The 14,539-nt window shown below is 42.4% G+C and carries 20 protein-coding genes; 1 reads left to right on the top strand and 19 read right to left on the bottom strand.

Annotated features, from left to right (window positions below; translation table 11 throughout):
* Positions 1-35 precede the first annotated feature (35 nt).
* The 12 genes from nusB to spoIIIAA form a co-directional block, all read right to left on the bottom strand.
* Entirely contained in the window at positions 36-428 is a 393-nt protein-coding gene (gene nusB / locus AM500_RS09525; protein WP_053598996.1) for a transcription antitermination factor NusB, read from the bottom strand.
* 314 nt (positions 429-742) lie between these two features.
* Positions 743-1,153 (bottom strand): Asp23/Gls24 family envelope stress response protein, encoded by a 411-nt coding sequence (locus AM500_RS09520; RefSeq protein WP_043932823.1) that lies wholly within the window; start codon positions 1,151-1,153, stop codon positions 743-745.
* A 21-nt stretch (positions 1,154-1,174) separates the two neighbouring features.
* Positions 1,175-2,527, bottom strand: a complete 1,353-nt coding sequence (gene accC, locus AM500_RS09515; protein ID WP_053598995.1) for an acetyl-CoA carboxylase biotin carboxylase subunit — start codon at positions 2,525-2,527, stop codon at positions 1,175-1,177.
* A gap of 3 nt (positions 2,528-2,530) precedes the next feature.
* Entirely contained in the window at positions 2,531-3,055 is a 525-nt protein-coding gene (accB, locus tag AM500_RS09510) for an acetyl-CoA carboxylase biotin carboxyl carrier protein (RefSeq protein WP_053598994.1), read from the bottom strand.
* A 369-nt stretch (positions 3,056-3,424) separates the two neighbouring features.
* Positions 3,425-3,988 (bottom strand): SpoIIIAH-like family protein, encoded by a 564-nt coding sequence (locus tag AM500_RS09505; RefSeq protein WP_053598993.1) that lies wholly within the window; start codon positions 3,986-3,988, stop codon positions 3,425-3,427.
* A gap of 2 nt (positions 3,989-3,990) precedes the next feature.
* Positions 3,991-4,653, bottom strand: a complete 663-nt coding sequence (spoIIIAG, locus tag AM500_RS09500) for a stage III sporulation protein AG (RefSeq protein WP_053598992.1) — start codon at positions 4,651-4,653, stop codon at positions 3,991-3,993.
* A complete protein-coding gene (spoIIIAF, locus tag AM500_RS09495; RefSeq protein WP_053598991.1) occupies positions 4,643-5,275 on the bottom strand; it encodes a stage III sporulation protein AF in 633 nt (210 codons plus the stop codon). Before spoIIIAF ends, spoIIIAG begins: the two co-directional genes overlap by 11 nt.
* 13 nt (positions 5,276-5,288) lie before the next feature.
* The gene (gene spoIIIAE / locus AM500_RS09490) at positions 5,289-6,476 is read right to left on the bottom strand and encodes a stage III sporulation protein AE (protein WP_053598990.1); all 1,188 of its coding nucleotides are present in this window, start codon (positions 6,474-6,476) and stop codon (positions 5,289-5,291) included.
* Positions 6,477-6,667: 191 nt separating this feature from the next.
* Complete coding sequence (gene spoIIIAD / locus AM500_RS09485; RefSeq protein ID WP_269320349.1) at positions 6,668-7,057, bottom strand: stage III sporulation protein AD; 390 nt, start codon at positions 7,055-7,057, stop codon at positions 6,668-6,670.
* Between the two features lie 16 nt (positions 7,058-7,073).
* Positions 7,074-7,277, bottom strand: coding sequence for a stage III sporulation protein AC (gene spoIIIAC / locus AM500_RS09480; protein ID WP_043932815.1), 204 nt, complete (start codon positions 7,275-7,277; stop codon positions 7,074-7,076).
* A gap of 12 nt (positions 7,278-7,289) precedes the next feature.
* Complete coding sequence (gene spoIIIAB, locus AM500_RS09475; RefSeq protein ID WP_053598989.1) at positions 7,290-7,805, bottom strand: stage III sporulation protein SpoIIIAB; 516 nt, start codon at positions 7,803-7,805, stop codon at positions 7,290-7,292.
* Complete coding sequence (spoIIIAA, locus tag AM500_RS09470; protein ID WP_053598988.1) at positions 7,806-8,729, bottom strand: stage III sporulation protein AA; 924 nt, start codon at positions 8,727-8,729, stop codon at positions 7,806-7,808.
* A 165-nt stretch (positions 8,730-8,894) separates the two neighbouring features.
* Here spoIIIAA and AM500_RS09465 point away from each other — a divergent pair, with 165 nt between their 5' ends.
* Positions 8,895-9,554 carry an SIMPL domain-containing protein gene (locus tag AM500_RS09465; protein WP_053598987.1) on the top strand — a complete coding sequence of 220 codons (660 nt, stop codon included), beginning with the start codon at positions 8,895-8,897 and terminating at the stop codon, positions 9,552-9,554.
* A gap of 643 nt (positions 9,555-10,197) precedes the next feature.
* On the opposite strand, the gene AM500_RS09460 is transcribed toward AM500_RS09465, so the two are convergent.
* From AM500_RS09460 to AM500_RS09435, 7 genes are all read right to left on the bottom strand, one after another.
* Positions 10,198-10,776, bottom strand: coding sequence for a TlpA family protein disulfide reductase (locus AM500_RS09460; protein WP_231688132.1), 579 nt, complete (start codon positions 10,774-10,776; stop codon positions 10,198-10,200).
* A gap of 101 nt (positions 10,777-10,877) precedes the next feature.
* Complete coding sequence (locus AM500_RS24955) at positions 10,878-11,003, bottom strand: CcmD family protein (RefSeq protein WP_082347187.1); 126 nt, start codon at positions 11,001-11,003, stop codon at positions 10,878-10,880.
* Positions 11,004-11,015: 12 nt separating this feature from the next.
* Positions 11,016-11,777 (bottom strand): cytochrome c biogenesis protein, encoded by a 762-nt coding sequence (locus tag AM500_RS09455; protein ID WP_082347186.1) that lies wholly within the window; start codon positions 11,775-11,777, stop codon positions 11,016-11,018.
* A gap of 3 nt (positions 11,778-11,780) precedes the next feature.
* On the bottom strand, positions 11,781-12,461 hold the full coding sequence (locus AM500_RS09450) for a heme exporter protein CcmB (protein ID WP_043932811.1): 681 nt from the start codon (positions 12,459-12,461) through the stop codon (positions 11,781-11,783).
* Complete coding sequence (locus AM500_RS09445) at positions 12,458-13,162, bottom strand: ABC transporter ATP-binding protein (protein WP_053598986.1); 705 nt, start codon at positions 13,160-13,162, stop codon at positions 12,458-12,460. Before AM500_RS09445 ends, AM500_RS09450 begins: the two co-directional genes overlap by 4 nt.
* A 22-nt stretch (positions 13,163-13,184) precedes the next feature.
* A complete protein-coding gene (locus AM500_RS09440; RefSeq protein ID WP_053598985.1) occupies positions 13,185-14,171 on the bottom strand; it encodes a hypothetical protein in 987 nt (328 codons plus the stop codon).
* Positions 14,168-14,530 (bottom strand): hypothetical protein, encoded by a 363-nt coding sequence (locus tag AM500_RS09435; protein ID WP_231688131.1) that lies wholly within the window; start codon positions 14,528-14,530, stop codon positions 14,168-14,170. Before AM500_RS09435 ends, AM500_RS09440 begins: the two co-directional genes overlap by 4 nt.
* Between the last annotated feature and the right edge of the window lie 9 nt (positions 14,531-14,539).

The following is a 14,539-nucleotide window of genomic DNA, read 5'->3' as shown; positions in this document are numbered from 1 at the left end:
CCCCTTTTGTAGGAGCCGCCAATCATTATTCATCTTTAAATCAATTGCTGCTTAACCTTTGATAGGACGCCATTGATGAATTTACTTGATTGATCGTCTCCATAAAGCTTTGCAATTTCAATTGCCTCATCCAATACAACATTTGCAGGCACTTCTTCAGAACAATACTTTAATTCAAAAACTCCTAGGCGGAGCAGGTTTCTATCAACAGCAGCGAGCCTTTCCAAAGACCACTTCTCCAGGTTCCTTGTAATTAAGCCATCAATTTCCTGCTTATGTTCGACCGTCCCATTTACAAGCCTTGACAAGTACGAATCTCCCTGTTCTTCCTCAAGTACATGTTCTATTGCTGCAGTTGGTTCCGCATCACTTACGTCGATTTGAAAAAGCGCCTGAAGTGCCTTTTCCCTGGCTGTCCTTCTCTTCATTATACAATTAGCTCCTTTATAAATTAATCGCAAATCAGTAAATTGCGCAAATAGTCATAAATTGGGATGCTTGTTTTGCTATCCCCTTGAAAATAATAGCATACAGAAAAGATGAATGCACTGCAATGGATGAAAACTCTGCAGATAGTTTCACCAAATGCGAAAAAAGGCATCCCGGTATTCCAAAGTCGAGACCAAAAGGGAAAACAGACTGACAAACGCTGGACCATATACCCAATAAAAAAAGGGCAGAAGCATTTAGCCTCGGCCCCCATTTTCTATTTTTCCCGTTCATCAAGAAAGTAAGCTGAAGCCTACATTTCTTGTTCTACTTCAGGCATTTCCTGCTTCACGGTTTCGAATTGGATACCAACGATATGGACATTGACTTCTTCGGCTGTGAGAGCTGTCATGTTCATCAATGTCTGGCGGATATTATCCTGTACTTTTTGTGCAACAGAAGGAATCGATACTCCAAATTTCATCATGCAGAAAACATCTACCTTGATTCCGGATTCAGTCAGTTCAACCTTGATTCCTTTTCCGTGATTCTTTTTACCAAGCTTTTCAACAACTCCAGTGGCAAAATTGCCTCTCATCGATGCAACTCCTTCAACCTCTGAAGCAGCAATCCCTGCAATGACTTCAATAACTTCAGGTGCAATTTCCACCTTGCCGTGGCCACTCATGCCTTCGCTCATTTCCAAAATACTGTTTTCATTCATTCCAGACACCTCCGCGTATCTCTAGGATTTCATCACATCATAAAGCTCCAGGAACTTGGTGTTGAATTCCCCTTCCACGAATTGCTTGTGCTCAAGAAGCCTTAAATGGAATGGTATTGTTGTATGGATCCCTTCCACAGCAAATTCAGAAAGGGCCCTTTTCATCCTTGCAATCGCTTCTTCCCGGGTACTGCCATATGTGATAACCTTCGCAATCATTGAATCATAATAAGGAGGAATTGTATAGCCCGGATAGGCCGCAGAATCAACCCTAACCCCAATCCCGCCAGGCGGCAAATACATTTTTATTTTCCCGGCTGAAGGCATGAAGTTCTTTTCAGGATTTTCGGCATTAATCCGGCATTCGATTGCCCAGCCTGTAAAAGTGACTTCTTCCTGGCTTAATGGCAATTCCTCACCAGATGCAACCTTGATTTGTTCTTTAATTAGATCGACTCCGGTAACCATTTCGGTAACGGGATGCTCAACCTGTATCCTAGTGTTCATTTCCATAAAGTAGAACTTGCGATTGCGGTAATCATATATAAATTCTACAGTACCTGCGCCTGTATAATCAACCGCTTTTGCTGCTTTTACCGCTGCCGCACCCATTTCAGCCCTCATTTCAGAATCCAGGGCAGGAGATGGAGTTTCTTCAAGAAGTTTTTGAAGGCGCCTTTGAATGGAACAATCCCTCTCACCTAAATGAATCGTATTTCCGTAAGTATCGGCAAGTACTTGAATCTCTACATGGCGGAAATCTTCAATATACTTTTCGATATAAACTCCCGGATTTCCGAATGCGGTCATTGCTTCCTGCTGTGTAATATTAATTCCCTTGATTAAATCCTGCTCGTCTCTGGCAATCCGGATACCTTTCCCGCCGCCGCCTGCAGTAGCCTTAATGATTACTGGATAGCCAATCGTTTCTGCCAGCGCAATTGCCTCGTCGTTATCTTTAATAATACCTTCCGAGCCCGGAACAATCGGTACACCTGCTTCTTTCATTGTCTGACGGGCGATATCCTTTGTTCCCATTTTGTTTATCGCTTCCGGACTTGGTCCGACAAATGTAATGTTACATTCCCTGCACAATTCTGCAAATGCTGCATTCTCAGCCAAAAAGCCGTAGCCAGGATGGATGGCGTCACAGCCGGTAAGCTTTGCAACACTAATAATGTTTGTGAAATTCAAATAACTGTCTTTAGAGGATTTAGGGCCAATGCAGTAAGCTTCATCCGCAAGCTGGACATGAAGTGATTCACGGTCCGCTTCGGAAAAAACAGCCACTGAATCGATGCCCATGTCACGGCAGGCACGAATGATCCTAACCGCAATTTCTCCCCTGTTTGCAATTAATAACTTCTTAATCATTAATTAACGCTCCCCTTGGGTTTTTACAAGGAACAGCGGCTGTCCGTACTCAACAAGTTGGCCATCCTTAACGAGTATCTCAACGATTTCGCCGCTTACTTCCGCTTCAATTTCATTGAAAAGCTTCATCGCTTCCACAATACAGACAACTGTATCCGGTGTAATTTGTGAACCGGGCTTTACATATGCATCTGTTTCAGGGGAAGGGGACTGATAGAATGTTCCAACCATTGGTGAAACGATTTTATGTAAATCAGTTTGCTCCTCTTTTGCTGCCGCTTCCGGCTGGCTTGGTGCTTCCTGAACAGCTGCAGGAGCATTTACTGCCTGTGGTGCCGGTGCAGCGGATAGTGCCTGGACAGCTGCTTGTGGCGTTTGCACGGCTGGCTGTTGCTGCACCGCTACAGCCATTTGCTGGCCATGCTTCTTCATCTTAATTTTTGAACCTTCATTTTCAAAAACAAATTCATCAATGCTGGATTGATCAATTAATTTTATTAATTCACGAATTTCTTGTACTTTTAACACCTTTCAGCACTCCTTCAAATTTAAGACTAACTACTAATACTATACGATAATACCTTGTCTAAGTTCAATATGAAAAGAATTTATATCCATCCCTTACTTAATTGTAAATCTTTTATCCAAAAAAAGAAATTTTCAACTGTGCTCTATGTAATTATTCCCAAATGTTATATTTATTGATTCATCTTGAAAATTAGCTTCCTGTTTCATTAAAAGAAGCTCTTAGCAGGGCCAGAAGGGGAATCTTTTATAATAGTTCCGTATGTTTTTCGTCTATTAAGAATAGGTTTCAGATTAGCAGCTCACAGCTTCTCCCACAGCAAGCTATCATATCCTATAGAAAAAGCCAGGCCACTCGGCCCGGCTTTCTTCTTATTTGGATGGCTGGAATTCGACCGCAGTAATTTTCATCGAACCGACCTCATTGCGGACAAGCTGAATGATTTGATTTGCAGCCTGTGGAGAGTGCTCTTTTTTGGATTTAACTGTCACTCGGACATTTGCTCCATCCGCACGTACCAGTGCATCTTCATAGCCCATGGTGGTCTTAAGGAGGGTTTCAAGCATAGCTTCGGTGCGTCCAAGCTCATTGATTGCCTCGATTTTATCAGCTGCCTCGCTCTTTTTTTCTGCTGGAAGGTCGGAGGAGCCAATCATCGTTTCATATTCTTCTTTCATTTGATTGCGCTGATCCGTAAGCTCAAGCCGAATCGTTTCAAATGCTTCATCATTTGTTGTTTCGGTTACGATTGTTTTCCCATCTTCAGATTGGGATGTGGCAGTTTCCTTGCCTGCATCAGCCTTCTCCTTTGCCTCCTCGCTTATTGAAGCCAAATCCTTGCCGCTTTGCGGGTCAGATGTGACATAATAAACCGAAAGAACGATAACTAAACTTAGCATAGTCAGCAGCCAAACCGTTTGCTTTTTTAATAACATAATCAGGAGTCCCCCTTATTTTTTTTAGGCATAACAGCGACCCGATGGCTTGGAACCCCCAAGGCCCTTGTAACCGCCTCTATAATCCATTTTTTCACTTCTATATTATCCGCTCCGCGGGCCACTACAAGAACCCCGCGAATTTCGGGTTTTTTGGTTTCTACAACAATAGGCTCCTCTTTTTCTCCATTTCGGATTATGACGAGCTGCTCGTCTACAGAAGCATCCTCAACCTGCCGTTTACCGCCTTCACGATCGGTTTCATCGGTTGTCTGCCTTTTGGTAACCGTATTTTTTTCAAGAACTCGGGATTCAGTAGATTCCAAATTCACAACAACCGTTACATCATCGACCCCAAGCATTTTCTCTAGTGCATCCTTTAATTGAGTCTCATAGGCCCGCTCATAATCCGTAGCTGTTTCTTTCTTGGTTTTCTTTTGCCCGAATACGGCCATATTTTCTTCCTGGCCTGTTTGGTCTACTCCGGCTGTTGCTTCTAGTGCCTGATTGTTGGAGAGGAAGACATTGCCTACCAGCATAAATGCCGCACCAATACAAAGAACAAGTGCCATATACTGGTATTTCATCTGCTTTTTATCGTTTTGCCCATCTCCATTCAGCTTTTTCTTAATCCAGGAGAACGGCCCATCATGATTATTGCCCACCCTTGTTCATCCCTCCCTCGATGGCGATTACAATGTTTTCTGCAGGTACCTGCCATTTACTCGCCAGGAATGCCCGAACTTCATCAACTTGCTTATTAGCTGGTTTTTCTTGTGAGGATCTGGTTGTCTGAATATTGATTACTTCAACTGTTTTGATCGCCTGGGCTTCCTGTTCCGGCTCGGCCAATTGTAAGGATACTTCGTCAATATGCTCCGGAAGGCCCTGCCCGTCCGCTTTTTTTGCAGCAATCGATATCCCTGCAATCTTGTACCCGAATTGATTCATCAACTCCTCTTCCGCGTCCTTCTTAAGTTGGACAGCCATTTGTTCTAAAATATATGCATGTTGTGTCTCCTGTATTTCTTTTTTCTGAGATTCTAGTAAACTTTTGCTATTTTCACCGTTACTGTAAGCTTCAAGTGCTGGAATTGAAGCTAATGTCTCTTCAAAATCGTTAGAAATCAGCTTCAGGATTGGACTTAGAACGATAGCAATAAGAAGCAGTCCTGTTACGATCTTCGTATATTTTTGCATGGCTGAGTTTGGCATGAGCATATCAATGATAGTTGCTAAGAGGATGAACAAAATGATATTGGTAACCCATTCTATTAGAAAATCCATTCCATTCCCCTCCTTACCTCATCATCATTGTTATATTTCCAGAGGCAACAATGACAGCAATACACAGAAAGAACATGAGCGAAACAATTCCCAGCGAAGCAAATACATAAATAATATTCTTGCCTATCATATCAAGGCATGAAATGATTGGGCCGCCGCCAAGCGGCTGAAGGATCGCTGCAGCGAGTTTATAAATAAAGGCAATCATAAGAATTTTAATTGCCGGAAAAGCTGCAATGAGCAGCAGCAGCACAACCCCGAATATTCCTACTGAATTCTTGAGAAGGACTGAAGCTCCTATTACAGTATCCGCTGCGTCCGTGAACACCCTCCCGATAACCGGAACAAAATTCCCGGTAAGAAACTTTGCCGTTCTAATCGCAATCCCATCCGAAACCGCCGAGGTAGCACCCTGAACGGAAAGGACACCAAGAAACACAGTAAGAAATATACCAAGAAGACCGATACTCCAGTTTTTAAGCATACCGGCAAGCTGGGTGACCTTATAATGTTCTGACATCGTACTGACAATGCTGAGCAGTGTAGACAGGAACAGTAAAGGCAAAACGACAGTTTCTACGAGGAATCCACTTACATTCATCAGAAACAGAACAACAGGATGGAAGAAGGCTGCAGATACAACCCCGCCGGAAGCAGCAATCAATCCCAGCAGCAGTGGTATTAATGCAAGGATGAAGGTCGACATTGTCCTGATTGCTTCATTTGTATAATCGATAACAATATGAAAACTATTCAGGGCTAAAATGACTAAAACCATAAATACAATTGAATAGGCTACTTTGCTGATGGTGCTTTTCTCAAACGCATTTTGCAGGGATTGGAGGAACATGCTGAAAATCGTTAATAATATTATTGATCCCATCAGCTTTCCATTTGAAATGAACTCATGGAACGCAAATTTCATGAAACCTTTTGCCCACTCTTCAAGTGAAAACTGTTTGTCCCCTTTCAGGAATTCATAAAGACTTCCCTTTTGGCTTTCGGGAAGGAATCCCCCGTATTCCTCCGATAGGTTCTCCCAATATTCCATAACTTCGGATAATTCCATCCGTTCAAGCTGGGCATTTACAAGCTCTTCAGTTCCCTTGGAAACTGTTTCTGCTGAGGCAAGGGCTGGAATAGGTATTAAAAACAAGAAAAATAGAATAAGTGTTGGAATTATGCATAATCTAAACTTCATATTTTCACCTCAGTTTATCCCACCTTAAGGGACCGTAAGCCCTAAAGGGCAACTGTCCCTAAAGGTCCGATTGGTTCAGCTAACCATCAGCTAGCTGATGGAAGGTTCACTTTATCCCACCTTAAGGGACCGTAAGACTGTTGCTGCTTGGATGCATAGCGGCAAAGTTCACAGTTGTTCACGGTCCCTGCTTAGCTTGGTATTAATTTAATGATGGTTTCTATAAGCACTGTCAGGATTGGAATGGCCATCGTTAGAATCAGGATTTTCCCGCCCAATTCAATTTTCGAGGCAATCGCTCCCTGCCCCGCATCCTTTGTTACTTGAGAAGCAAATTCCGCAATATATGCAATTCCAATAATCTTTAAGATGGTTTCCACGTACACAAGGTTCACATGTGCGTTGGCGGCTATACGTTCTATCATTGAAATGATTTGATGAATTTGATCAATCAGAAAAAGAAAGATCACACACCCAGTGAACAAGACGAGCAGAAAGGCGAAGTTGGGCTTTTGTTCCTTGATAATCATCGCTAGAAACGTAGCGATCAATGAAACTCCAACTATTTTTAGAATCTCAATTTTAAAGCCCTCCCCTCTACTGAAACAGAAAGACTGATTTTATTTTTTGGAATAGCCCGTCTACAATTGTGGCTACCTGGAACAGGATGTAGATGAAGCCAAAAAGGGTTACCCATTGGGCATATTCCTTCTTTCCGACCTGATCTAAGACTGTGTGCAAAAACGCGACAACAATTCCTACGCCGGCAATTTTAAAAATAATATCGACATCCAACCCCATTCCAATTCCCTCCTATATCATGACAATAATGAGAAGCAGGCCTGAGAGGAAACCGAGGCTCTTCATCATTTTTTCATATTTTGATTGTTTATCCCTTGCCTCTGCTTCTTCCCTTTCAAGGTGGTTAAGTGTAAGCTGGATTTGTTTTTGCTGGGATACACGATCATGACGGCCAAGAGTTTCCCCAAATTGGCTCATAATCTCAAATTCGCCCTGCTTCAATGCAGTCAGCTTCCATACTTCCCGCAAACTCTCATCCCAAGCTTCCTTAACAGTCGTTTCCGTTGTCGCAAGCCTGTTCCCGAAAGATTCAAAAAGCCACGATAAAGGACGTGAAAGCTGGGCTGCCAGCCTTCTTGATGCTTCATGAAGAGGAGTATGGCCATACATAATTTCGGCTTCAAGGGATTGAAGTGCCGATTTAAGCTGACGAAGCTGCCTGGGCCGTTCACTCAGGTGCCTGGCCAATTCAAAGCCAGCCCAGGTTGTTGATATAAGAATAAAGATGGCGCCAATTAATTTGATCATTTATGTCACCCCCACCATCCCGTTTACAGGATTCCCATCCCTGTCAAGTATCGTGACAATTGTCCCAGGTCCACTCGACCTTCCAAGGACAATAAACCGTTCAAAAATATGCGAGTTAATTAACATCGTTAAGGACGGCCTATTCCTCACTTCATCCAGGGAACCTCCATGTACGGTTGTCATAATCTTGATCCCGGCATGGACCGCTTCCAGGATTGCCTCCGAGTCTTCTTTTCTGCCAATTTCATCCGCTATTATGACATCGGGACTCATCGAACGAATCAGCATCATAATCCCTTCCGCCTTAGGACAAGCATCCAGGATGTCGACTCTTGGGCCGAAGGTGAGCTGTGGTATCCCGTTCACACACCCCGCGATTTCGGAGCGCTCATCGACAATACCCGCTTTTGATGGTCTGATCTGGTGTTCTAAGTCCCCGAGTGAAATTAGCCTTGCAATATCTCTTAAAAGGGTTGTCTTCCCGGTTTGTGGAGGGCCGATTATCATCGTGTGCAGCCATCCTTTTTTATAAATAAAAGGAATCAATTGTCTTGAAATGCCGATTTTCTCTCTGGCAATTCGGATATTGAAAGAAGAAACATCCCTGATTGCCCTAACTTTTCCTTGTTCAAGAATTACTTTTCCAGCGAGGCCTACTCTGTGTCCACCAGAAACGGTTATATAACCTCTCATTAACTCCTCATCCATTGCATAGATTGAGTGCTTGCTGATTTTTTGCAAAAGGAGGACTGCATCTTCTGGCTTGGCAATATAGCGGAGAAATACTGGTGCCCCTCTAACCGTAACCTCAATCGGCCTGTTGATTCGAATCCTGATTTCTTCTACATCTTCTTTTGATAGAGAGGGGATTTCATCTAAAGCGTCAGTGATTGTTTTTGGCAAAAATTTTACGATGTTGTCCATTGGCATACTCCTCCCTTTCTGCACCTACCATAGTTAAAATGTATGCCTGTACATGCTTAATATGACTGTTAGCTTATAATCAAATAGAATCAATAACAGATGGTATGTATAAAAAACAAAGGAGTACAATTCAATAGGAAGGAAGATTGAAAGGAGGAAAAAAGTGTGGCTGAAACTTTTGAAAGGCAATCAAACTTAAAGAAGGATATCATTCAAGTGCAGGGTGAGGGTTCCGTTGCCGCCAGTCCGGATACAGCAACAGTTACTGTGGGTGTTTCAACAGAGGTCCAGGACCTCGTACAAGGACAGCAGCAAAATGCCAGGGCTGTAGCAGCAGTTATCCAATCCATTCAGCAAACCGGGATTCCATCTGAAAATATTAAGACACTCGATTATCGTATTGAATCAGTTTATGATTATAAGGACGGTGTCCAGACATTTCGCGGCTACAAGATTACTCATCTTTTACAGGTAACCATCTCCGATTTGGAAAAGGTAGGCACAGTAGTGGACACAGCTGTTCAAAATGGGGCCAATTACATTTCAGATATAGCTTTTACAGCCAAAAGGAAGGAGGGGCTTTATAATGAAGCCCTGGAATTGGCCGTTAGAAATTCTTTTAATAAGGCAAAAACAATAGCGGGTGCTATAAATGTTGCCCTTGACTCTGTTCCTGTTCAAGTTGAAGAAAATCGGATTGCAAGGCCGCTAATGGAATATCAGGTTCCGATGGTTAAAGGGGCAACCAGCACCCCAATCCAGCCAGGCCAGCTGCTTATAGAGGCGACCATAACAGCCATCTATAGCTTTACGCGGCGAAATTAATAATACAAAAAGGATTAAGCCCGAGGGCTTAATCCTTTTTAAAAATATGGAGGATGAACAAAAAAACTTATTTAATTGGAACGGAAGTGGCGAAGACTCGTTCAAAATCCTCATTTATGCTAACTAATAATTTGAACAGGATTTGAACTTCATGAATGGCTTACGTGAGAAAAGGGCAGTAAATCCCTATTGACGACCGTACCCTCAATTTCTTTACCTACAGGGTCGTCAAGAACCTCTATTGACGACCGTACCCTCAATTCCTTTGCCTACAGGGTCGTCAAGAACCTCTATTGACGACCGCACCCTCAATTTCTTTACCTACAGGGTCGTCAAGAACCTCTATTGACGTTTTGACGACCGCACCCATCATCTAATAACCATCAGGGTCATCATAAACAGTTAGACCGCACAGTTAATAGCACCGAGGAGTATGACATGTGTAAGCACATTGATAGCCCCAACAAGTTCTCTTCGAAAATGTGTCCCCACGGTGGTTATCCATGGGTGCTTTCCCTTGGATGAACGGAAATCTTAGATAATACAAAAAGAGTGTCCCATATATTCTCTTGGGACACTCTTCTTATAGCGTATATACCATTACGATAAATGGAACAAAGTTTGTTGTCCAGCTTATACTTTTCTACTCATATTTGCTGACGAGGGTGTATAATTCCATCTTTGTAATCGGGCCTTTAATATGTTCACGGATTACGCCTTTTTTATCAATCACAAAGGTTTCCGGCTGGCCGGTTACTCCGTAAAGTTTTGCTGTCTTGGAATTATAGTCGAATAAATAGGTGGAAGTTGTATTATGCTTTTCCATAAACTTCTTAACTCGATCCCTGGTTTCCCCTAAATCGAGAATCAAAAGCTTATAACGGTCACCATATTCTTGCTCAAAGGCTTCCAATTCAGGGGCTTCATCCACACATGGACCGCACCAGGTTGCAAAATAGTTAATCACAACTACCTGGTCTTGATTATATTCCGAAAGCGTCCTCATCTTCCCATCGATATCTTCAAGCTCAAAGGCCGGAGCCGGGTCGCCAATTGTTGAAATATCTGCTTTTTTGGCCATGCTCATGCCGATAACGCCGAACAGTCCGAGCACGACAACGATGATTGTCATCCTGATGACTTTTTGTTTCATGGACGTTGTTTTCGGCTGCTCTACAACAGAGGGATTTTCTTCAGTACCATTGATCTCTTCCTGATTCATGGTATTTCCTCCTGATACAGATTATTGATATTCCGCCTGTACCGCCTTGACGGAGATACCACATTGCAGGACCTGACATTTTCAGGCCCTGCAATTTAAAGTTATTTTTCCAATTGCTTCAAGAATTCAATTTCCTTCTTGAGATTTGTTTGACGTTTGCCGAGAATCGCAATATATCCGAAGATTAAAATCCAGGCTACTGAATATGCTCCATACATGAATTCCATTTTAGTTTCCTCCTAGTTTTCGATTGCTTCGCGAATTTTTTCTTTGTACTGAGTAACTTTGATTTTCATATTTTCAATTATGACACCCTTATGCAGCAAGAATGCATAGAGGAATGTCATTGCAGAAATGGAAGCAAGAAGCGCTACAAGCATCGTATCATCGATTCCGCCGCCAGATTGGTCTTTTCCTTCTCCGAAAACGACTGGGTGGAATTTCGTATTCCACCAGCGGATTGCGAACCAAACGATTGGAACATCCGCAAACCCGATGATACCGAATACTGCACAAAGGCGAGCTTTTTTATCCCACGCGCCATCCATTTGGCGAATCATAATATAAGCGATATAGATAAACCATAAAATCAGAGTAGTAGTCAGACGCGGTTCCCAAGCCCACCAGACATTCCAGGAGGATTTTGCCCAGATTGGACCGGTTGTCAAAACGACTGTTGTAAACAAAACGCCGATCTCAGCAGAAATGTAAGCGTATGTGTCATAAATCCGTTCACGTTTCCAGAGAAATAGAATACTGAAAACAAATGTTACAAAGAAGGCAAGAAATGCAATCCAGGCTGTAGAAACGTGGATATAAAATATTTTTTGAACGACACCCATAAATTTTTCAATGTTCGCATACATGAATATCAAGTAAATTGAGACAAGCATTGTTACGATGGTTCCACCAAACAAAACCTTAGAGACCAATGGGTTTCCAAAAGCTTTATCAGCTTTAGAATGGAGCACGGCACTGTCTTTATTGAGATTTAGATCCATCTCCTATACCTCCAACACATATTCTATTAATAAAAAGCAAAGGACGAAAAATATCACATCATACGCACCGATAAGTTGTATCCAGGCAATTGCACTTGGGAGTTTTTCAATATTGGTGAGTATGATTTTAGTTGCTTGCACAGCTCCAATCAATATCGGACTGGTTATTGGGAATAGCAGGAGCGGCAGGAGCATTTCACTGCTTTTTGAGTTGGATGCCAGCACTGCAAGAAACGTCCCTATTGAGATAAAGCCAAACGTTCCAATGAACAAAACGAGAATGAAGTAACCAAAGCTGCCTGTAATTTTAAAGTCGAATAACAAGAATAAAAATGGCAGGGCGACTATCTCAACAATCAGCATCATAGCAAGGTTTGCCAGCATTTTCCCTAAAAAGATACTCGACTTGTCCATCGGTGCGATTAACAGGCTTTGCATTGTATCGTTTCTCTGTTCGGATATGATGGACCTGTTCAAACCCAGAATCCCTGAAAACACGATAATGACCCAGATGACTCCGGGAATGACTGCCTTGGTTGTGTTGTTCGCAGGATCAAAAGCAAAGCTGAAAATCAGGATGACAAGCCCAGCAAAAATGGCCATTGTCACCAGGACTTGTTTTGTTTTGAATTCAGAGTATAAATCTTTTTTTGCCAAAAGGAGGGCGGGCTTTAAATAGTTCATGAAACTCCCTCCACCTGGTCATTGTATTTTTCGGATAATAGGTCAATCATTTTATCCTCCAGGATAAAGTCATCCGCTATTTTTCCATTTTTAATGATGATAATCCGATCACATATCTCGGCTGCTTGTTTAAAGTCATGCGTTACCATCAAAGTAGTTGCACCCTTTTCCTTCATTCTCAGGATGACGTTATTCAGGATTGAAATCGCTCCCTGGTCCAGCCCGGTATGTGGTTCGTCAAGAAAAAGGATTTCTGGATCATGGACGATTGCCCGAGCAATCGCTATACGTTGGATCATGCCGCGTGAAAAGTTTTTGACTGGCTCATTAAGAAAAAATGATAAACCTACCTCTTTGACTAACTCAACGGCTCTTTGTTCCGGATTCTTTATACCATATAGGTTTCCAAAGAATACAAGATTTTCACGAGGAGAATAGTGGTCATAGAGCAAACTAGAGTGCGGAAGATAACCAAACAGCTTCTTAATCTCTGACTGCTCTTTTCGGAGGCTGAACCCTCCTATTGTCACCTCACCCGTCGATGGCTTGATCAGTGTGGCCAGGACCTTCAGGAGTGTGCTTTTTCCCGCCCCGTTCGGTCCCAATATCCCGACTGTTTCTCCCTTGTTGATGGTGAGATTAATACCTCTCAAAATCAGTTTACTATCAGCCTGCTTGGTAAGCTTTTTTACTTCTATCATAAGAGACCCTCCTTGCGTGCTCTTACTCTACAAATCTCCTGAGCCCAAGCTTTACTTTGACCAGGTGCTGCTTGTAAGCCTCAAGCTTCGCATTATATTCGTCCTCGGAGAGCTCCCCATTGCCAAGATTTTCTTCGAGTTCAATGATTTTATCCATAATGGTCTTTTGCTTTGCCATAAGCAGCTTGAATGCTTTCTCATCTGAATCGTTCTCAAGCTTTTCTACTTCTGCCCTATTTTTGACCCTGAAATAAGAGTAATAACTTATTCCAGCTATCAAAATAGCAGCCAGAATAATCATTAAAATGTGTGGATCGAAGCTTTTTAATGGAGACTGGAACCACATTCGCAAATGTCCTGGATTATGGAATGCAGGCGATTGTTTTGAAACGACAGAATCTGTACTATTTCCTCCAGCCTGAGCTGTTTCGCTTGGGCTTGGCTGTACATCCTTGTTATAGTTCATCGTCAGCTTTTGGTTTGCCTGAATGCCTTCTACACTATAGCCAACATATTTTTGATCTTCAAAATCAAAAAATCCCTGGTTAGTGGCCTTGATTCCCTTAAATTCAATACTCCCCATGCCTTCAGGTACTAGCACCTGTATCAATTGAGCCGGATAATCAAATGCAAGATTAATATCCTTTCCAGCCGGCATTCTGTAGCTATATGGCAGGACAACTGTTTGATTCCCCGGTATGGGATCTGTGGTAATAAAACCTGTATCAGTTTGTTTGGAGGTAATCTTCGCATCCATGAAAGCTAAATTTGTTGCACCCTCTGGTAAAGTTACATTGAGCACAGCCTCACTTTTGCCATCACCTTTATATTCCGCGGAATCGGTATTGGTGTAATTCACCATATACATCATATTAGTAGACCCGTCTTCAGCAGGACTAACGACTAAATAAAGCATATCTATGGTGATTTTCGATTCGGCTGCACTCGCCCCGGTTACTGGGGCGAGGAGCATTAGGCCGAGAAGGAAAATCGTGATTTTTTTAATCACTTTCCTTCCCCCTTTTTCCGATTCTTTTTCATGGATTCCTCAATTTCTCTTTCAACTTCAGCTAAAAGATCAAGATCAACTTGTTTGTCTGAAGAAGCTTCTTCGTCCTTCATAATTTTAGTAACCTGGATTTCGTACTGCTTTTTCAGCTGTCGATAATCACTTTCGGACAATTTATCCATTTTGTATTCAAATTCAATTTCATTTAATGTTGTCAGCAATGCTTCCTTGGTCGCTGCATTCGTCTGGCTCTTTCTTGTATGGTCAAGGAAGGTGTCTTCTTTAAACAACGGCGCTAGCACGAGGTAAAGGCAGCCGAGAAGAAACACAGCGGTAAGGAACATAAATACTAAATCCATTCTGTTCAC

This window comes from Bacillus sp. FJAT-18017 (genome assembly GCF_001278805.1).
Classification (GTDB): domain Bacteria; phylum Bacillota; class Bacilli; order Bacillales; family Cytobacillaceae; genus Bacillus_D.
The sequence above is the reverse complement of the archived record's forward strand: the minus strand, read 5'-3'. Positions and strand labels throughout refer to the sequence as shown.

What these genes read in the sequence shown, in the direction of transcription:
- nusB (WP_053598996.1), bottom strand. Translation starts at nt 428, where the DNA reads ATGAAGAGAAGGACAGCCAGGGAAAAGGCACTTCAGGCGCTTTTTCAA.
- AM500_RS09520 (WP_043932823.1), bottom strand. Translation starts at nt 1,153, where the DNA reads ATGAATGAAAACAGTATTTTGGAAATGAGCGAAGGCATGAGTGGCCAC.
- accC (WP_053598995.1), bottom strand. Translation starts at nt 2,527, where the DNA reads ATGATTAAGAAGTTATTAATTGCAAACAGGGGAGAAATTGCGGTTAGG.
- AM500_RS09505 (WP_053598993.1), bottom strand. Translation starts at nt 3,988, where the DNA reads ATGTTATTAAAAAAGCAAACGGTTTGGCTGCTGACTATGCTAAGTTTA.
- spoIIIAF (WP_053598991.1), bottom strand. Translation starts at nt 5,275, where the DNA reads ATGGATTTTCTAATAGAATGGGTTACCAATATCATTTTGTTCATCCTC.
- spoIIIAE (WP_053598990.1), bottom strand. Translation starts at nt 6,476, where the DNA reads ATGAAGTTTAGATTATGCATAATTCCAACACTTATTCTATTTTTCTTG.
- spoIIIAC (WP_043932815.1), bottom strand. Translation starts at nt 7,277, where the DNA reads ATGGGGTTGGATGTCGATATTATTTTTAAAATTGCCGGCGTAGGAATT.
- spoIIIAB (WP_053598989.1), bottom strand. Translation starts at nt 7,805, where the DNA reads ATGATCAAATTAATTGGCGCCATCTTTATTCTTATATCAACAACCTGG.
- spoIIIAA (WP_053598988.1), bottom strand. Translation starts at nt 8,729, where the DNA reads ATGGACAACATCGTAAAATTTTTGCCAAAAACAATCACTGACGCTTTA.
- AM500_RS09460 (WP_231688132.1), bottom strand. Translation starts at nt 10,776, where the DNA reads ATGAATCAGGAAGAGATCAATGGTACTGAAGAAAATCCCTCTGTTGTA.
- AM500_RS24955 (WP_082347187.1), bottom strand. Translation starts at nt 11,003, where the DNA reads ATGGAATTCATGTATGGAGCATATTCAGTAGCCTGGATTTTAATCTTC.
- AM500_RS09455 (WP_082347186.1), bottom strand. Translation starts at nt 11,777, where the DNA reads ATGGATCTAAATCTCAATAAAGACAGTGCCGTGCTCCATTCTAAAGCT.
- AM500_RS09450 (WP_043932811.1), bottom strand. Translation starts at nt 12,461, where the DNA reads ATGAACTATTTAAAGCCCGCCCTCCTTTTGGCAAAAAAAGATTTATAC.
- AM500_RS09445 (WP_053598986.1), bottom strand. Translation starts at nt 13,162, where the DNA reads ATGATAGAAGTAAAAAAGCTTACCAAGCAGGCTGATAGTAAACTGATT.
- AM500_RS09435 (WP_231688131.1), bottom strand. Translation starts at nt 14,530, where the DNA reads ATGGATTTAGTATTTATGTTCCTTACCGCTGTGTTTCTTCTCGGCTGC.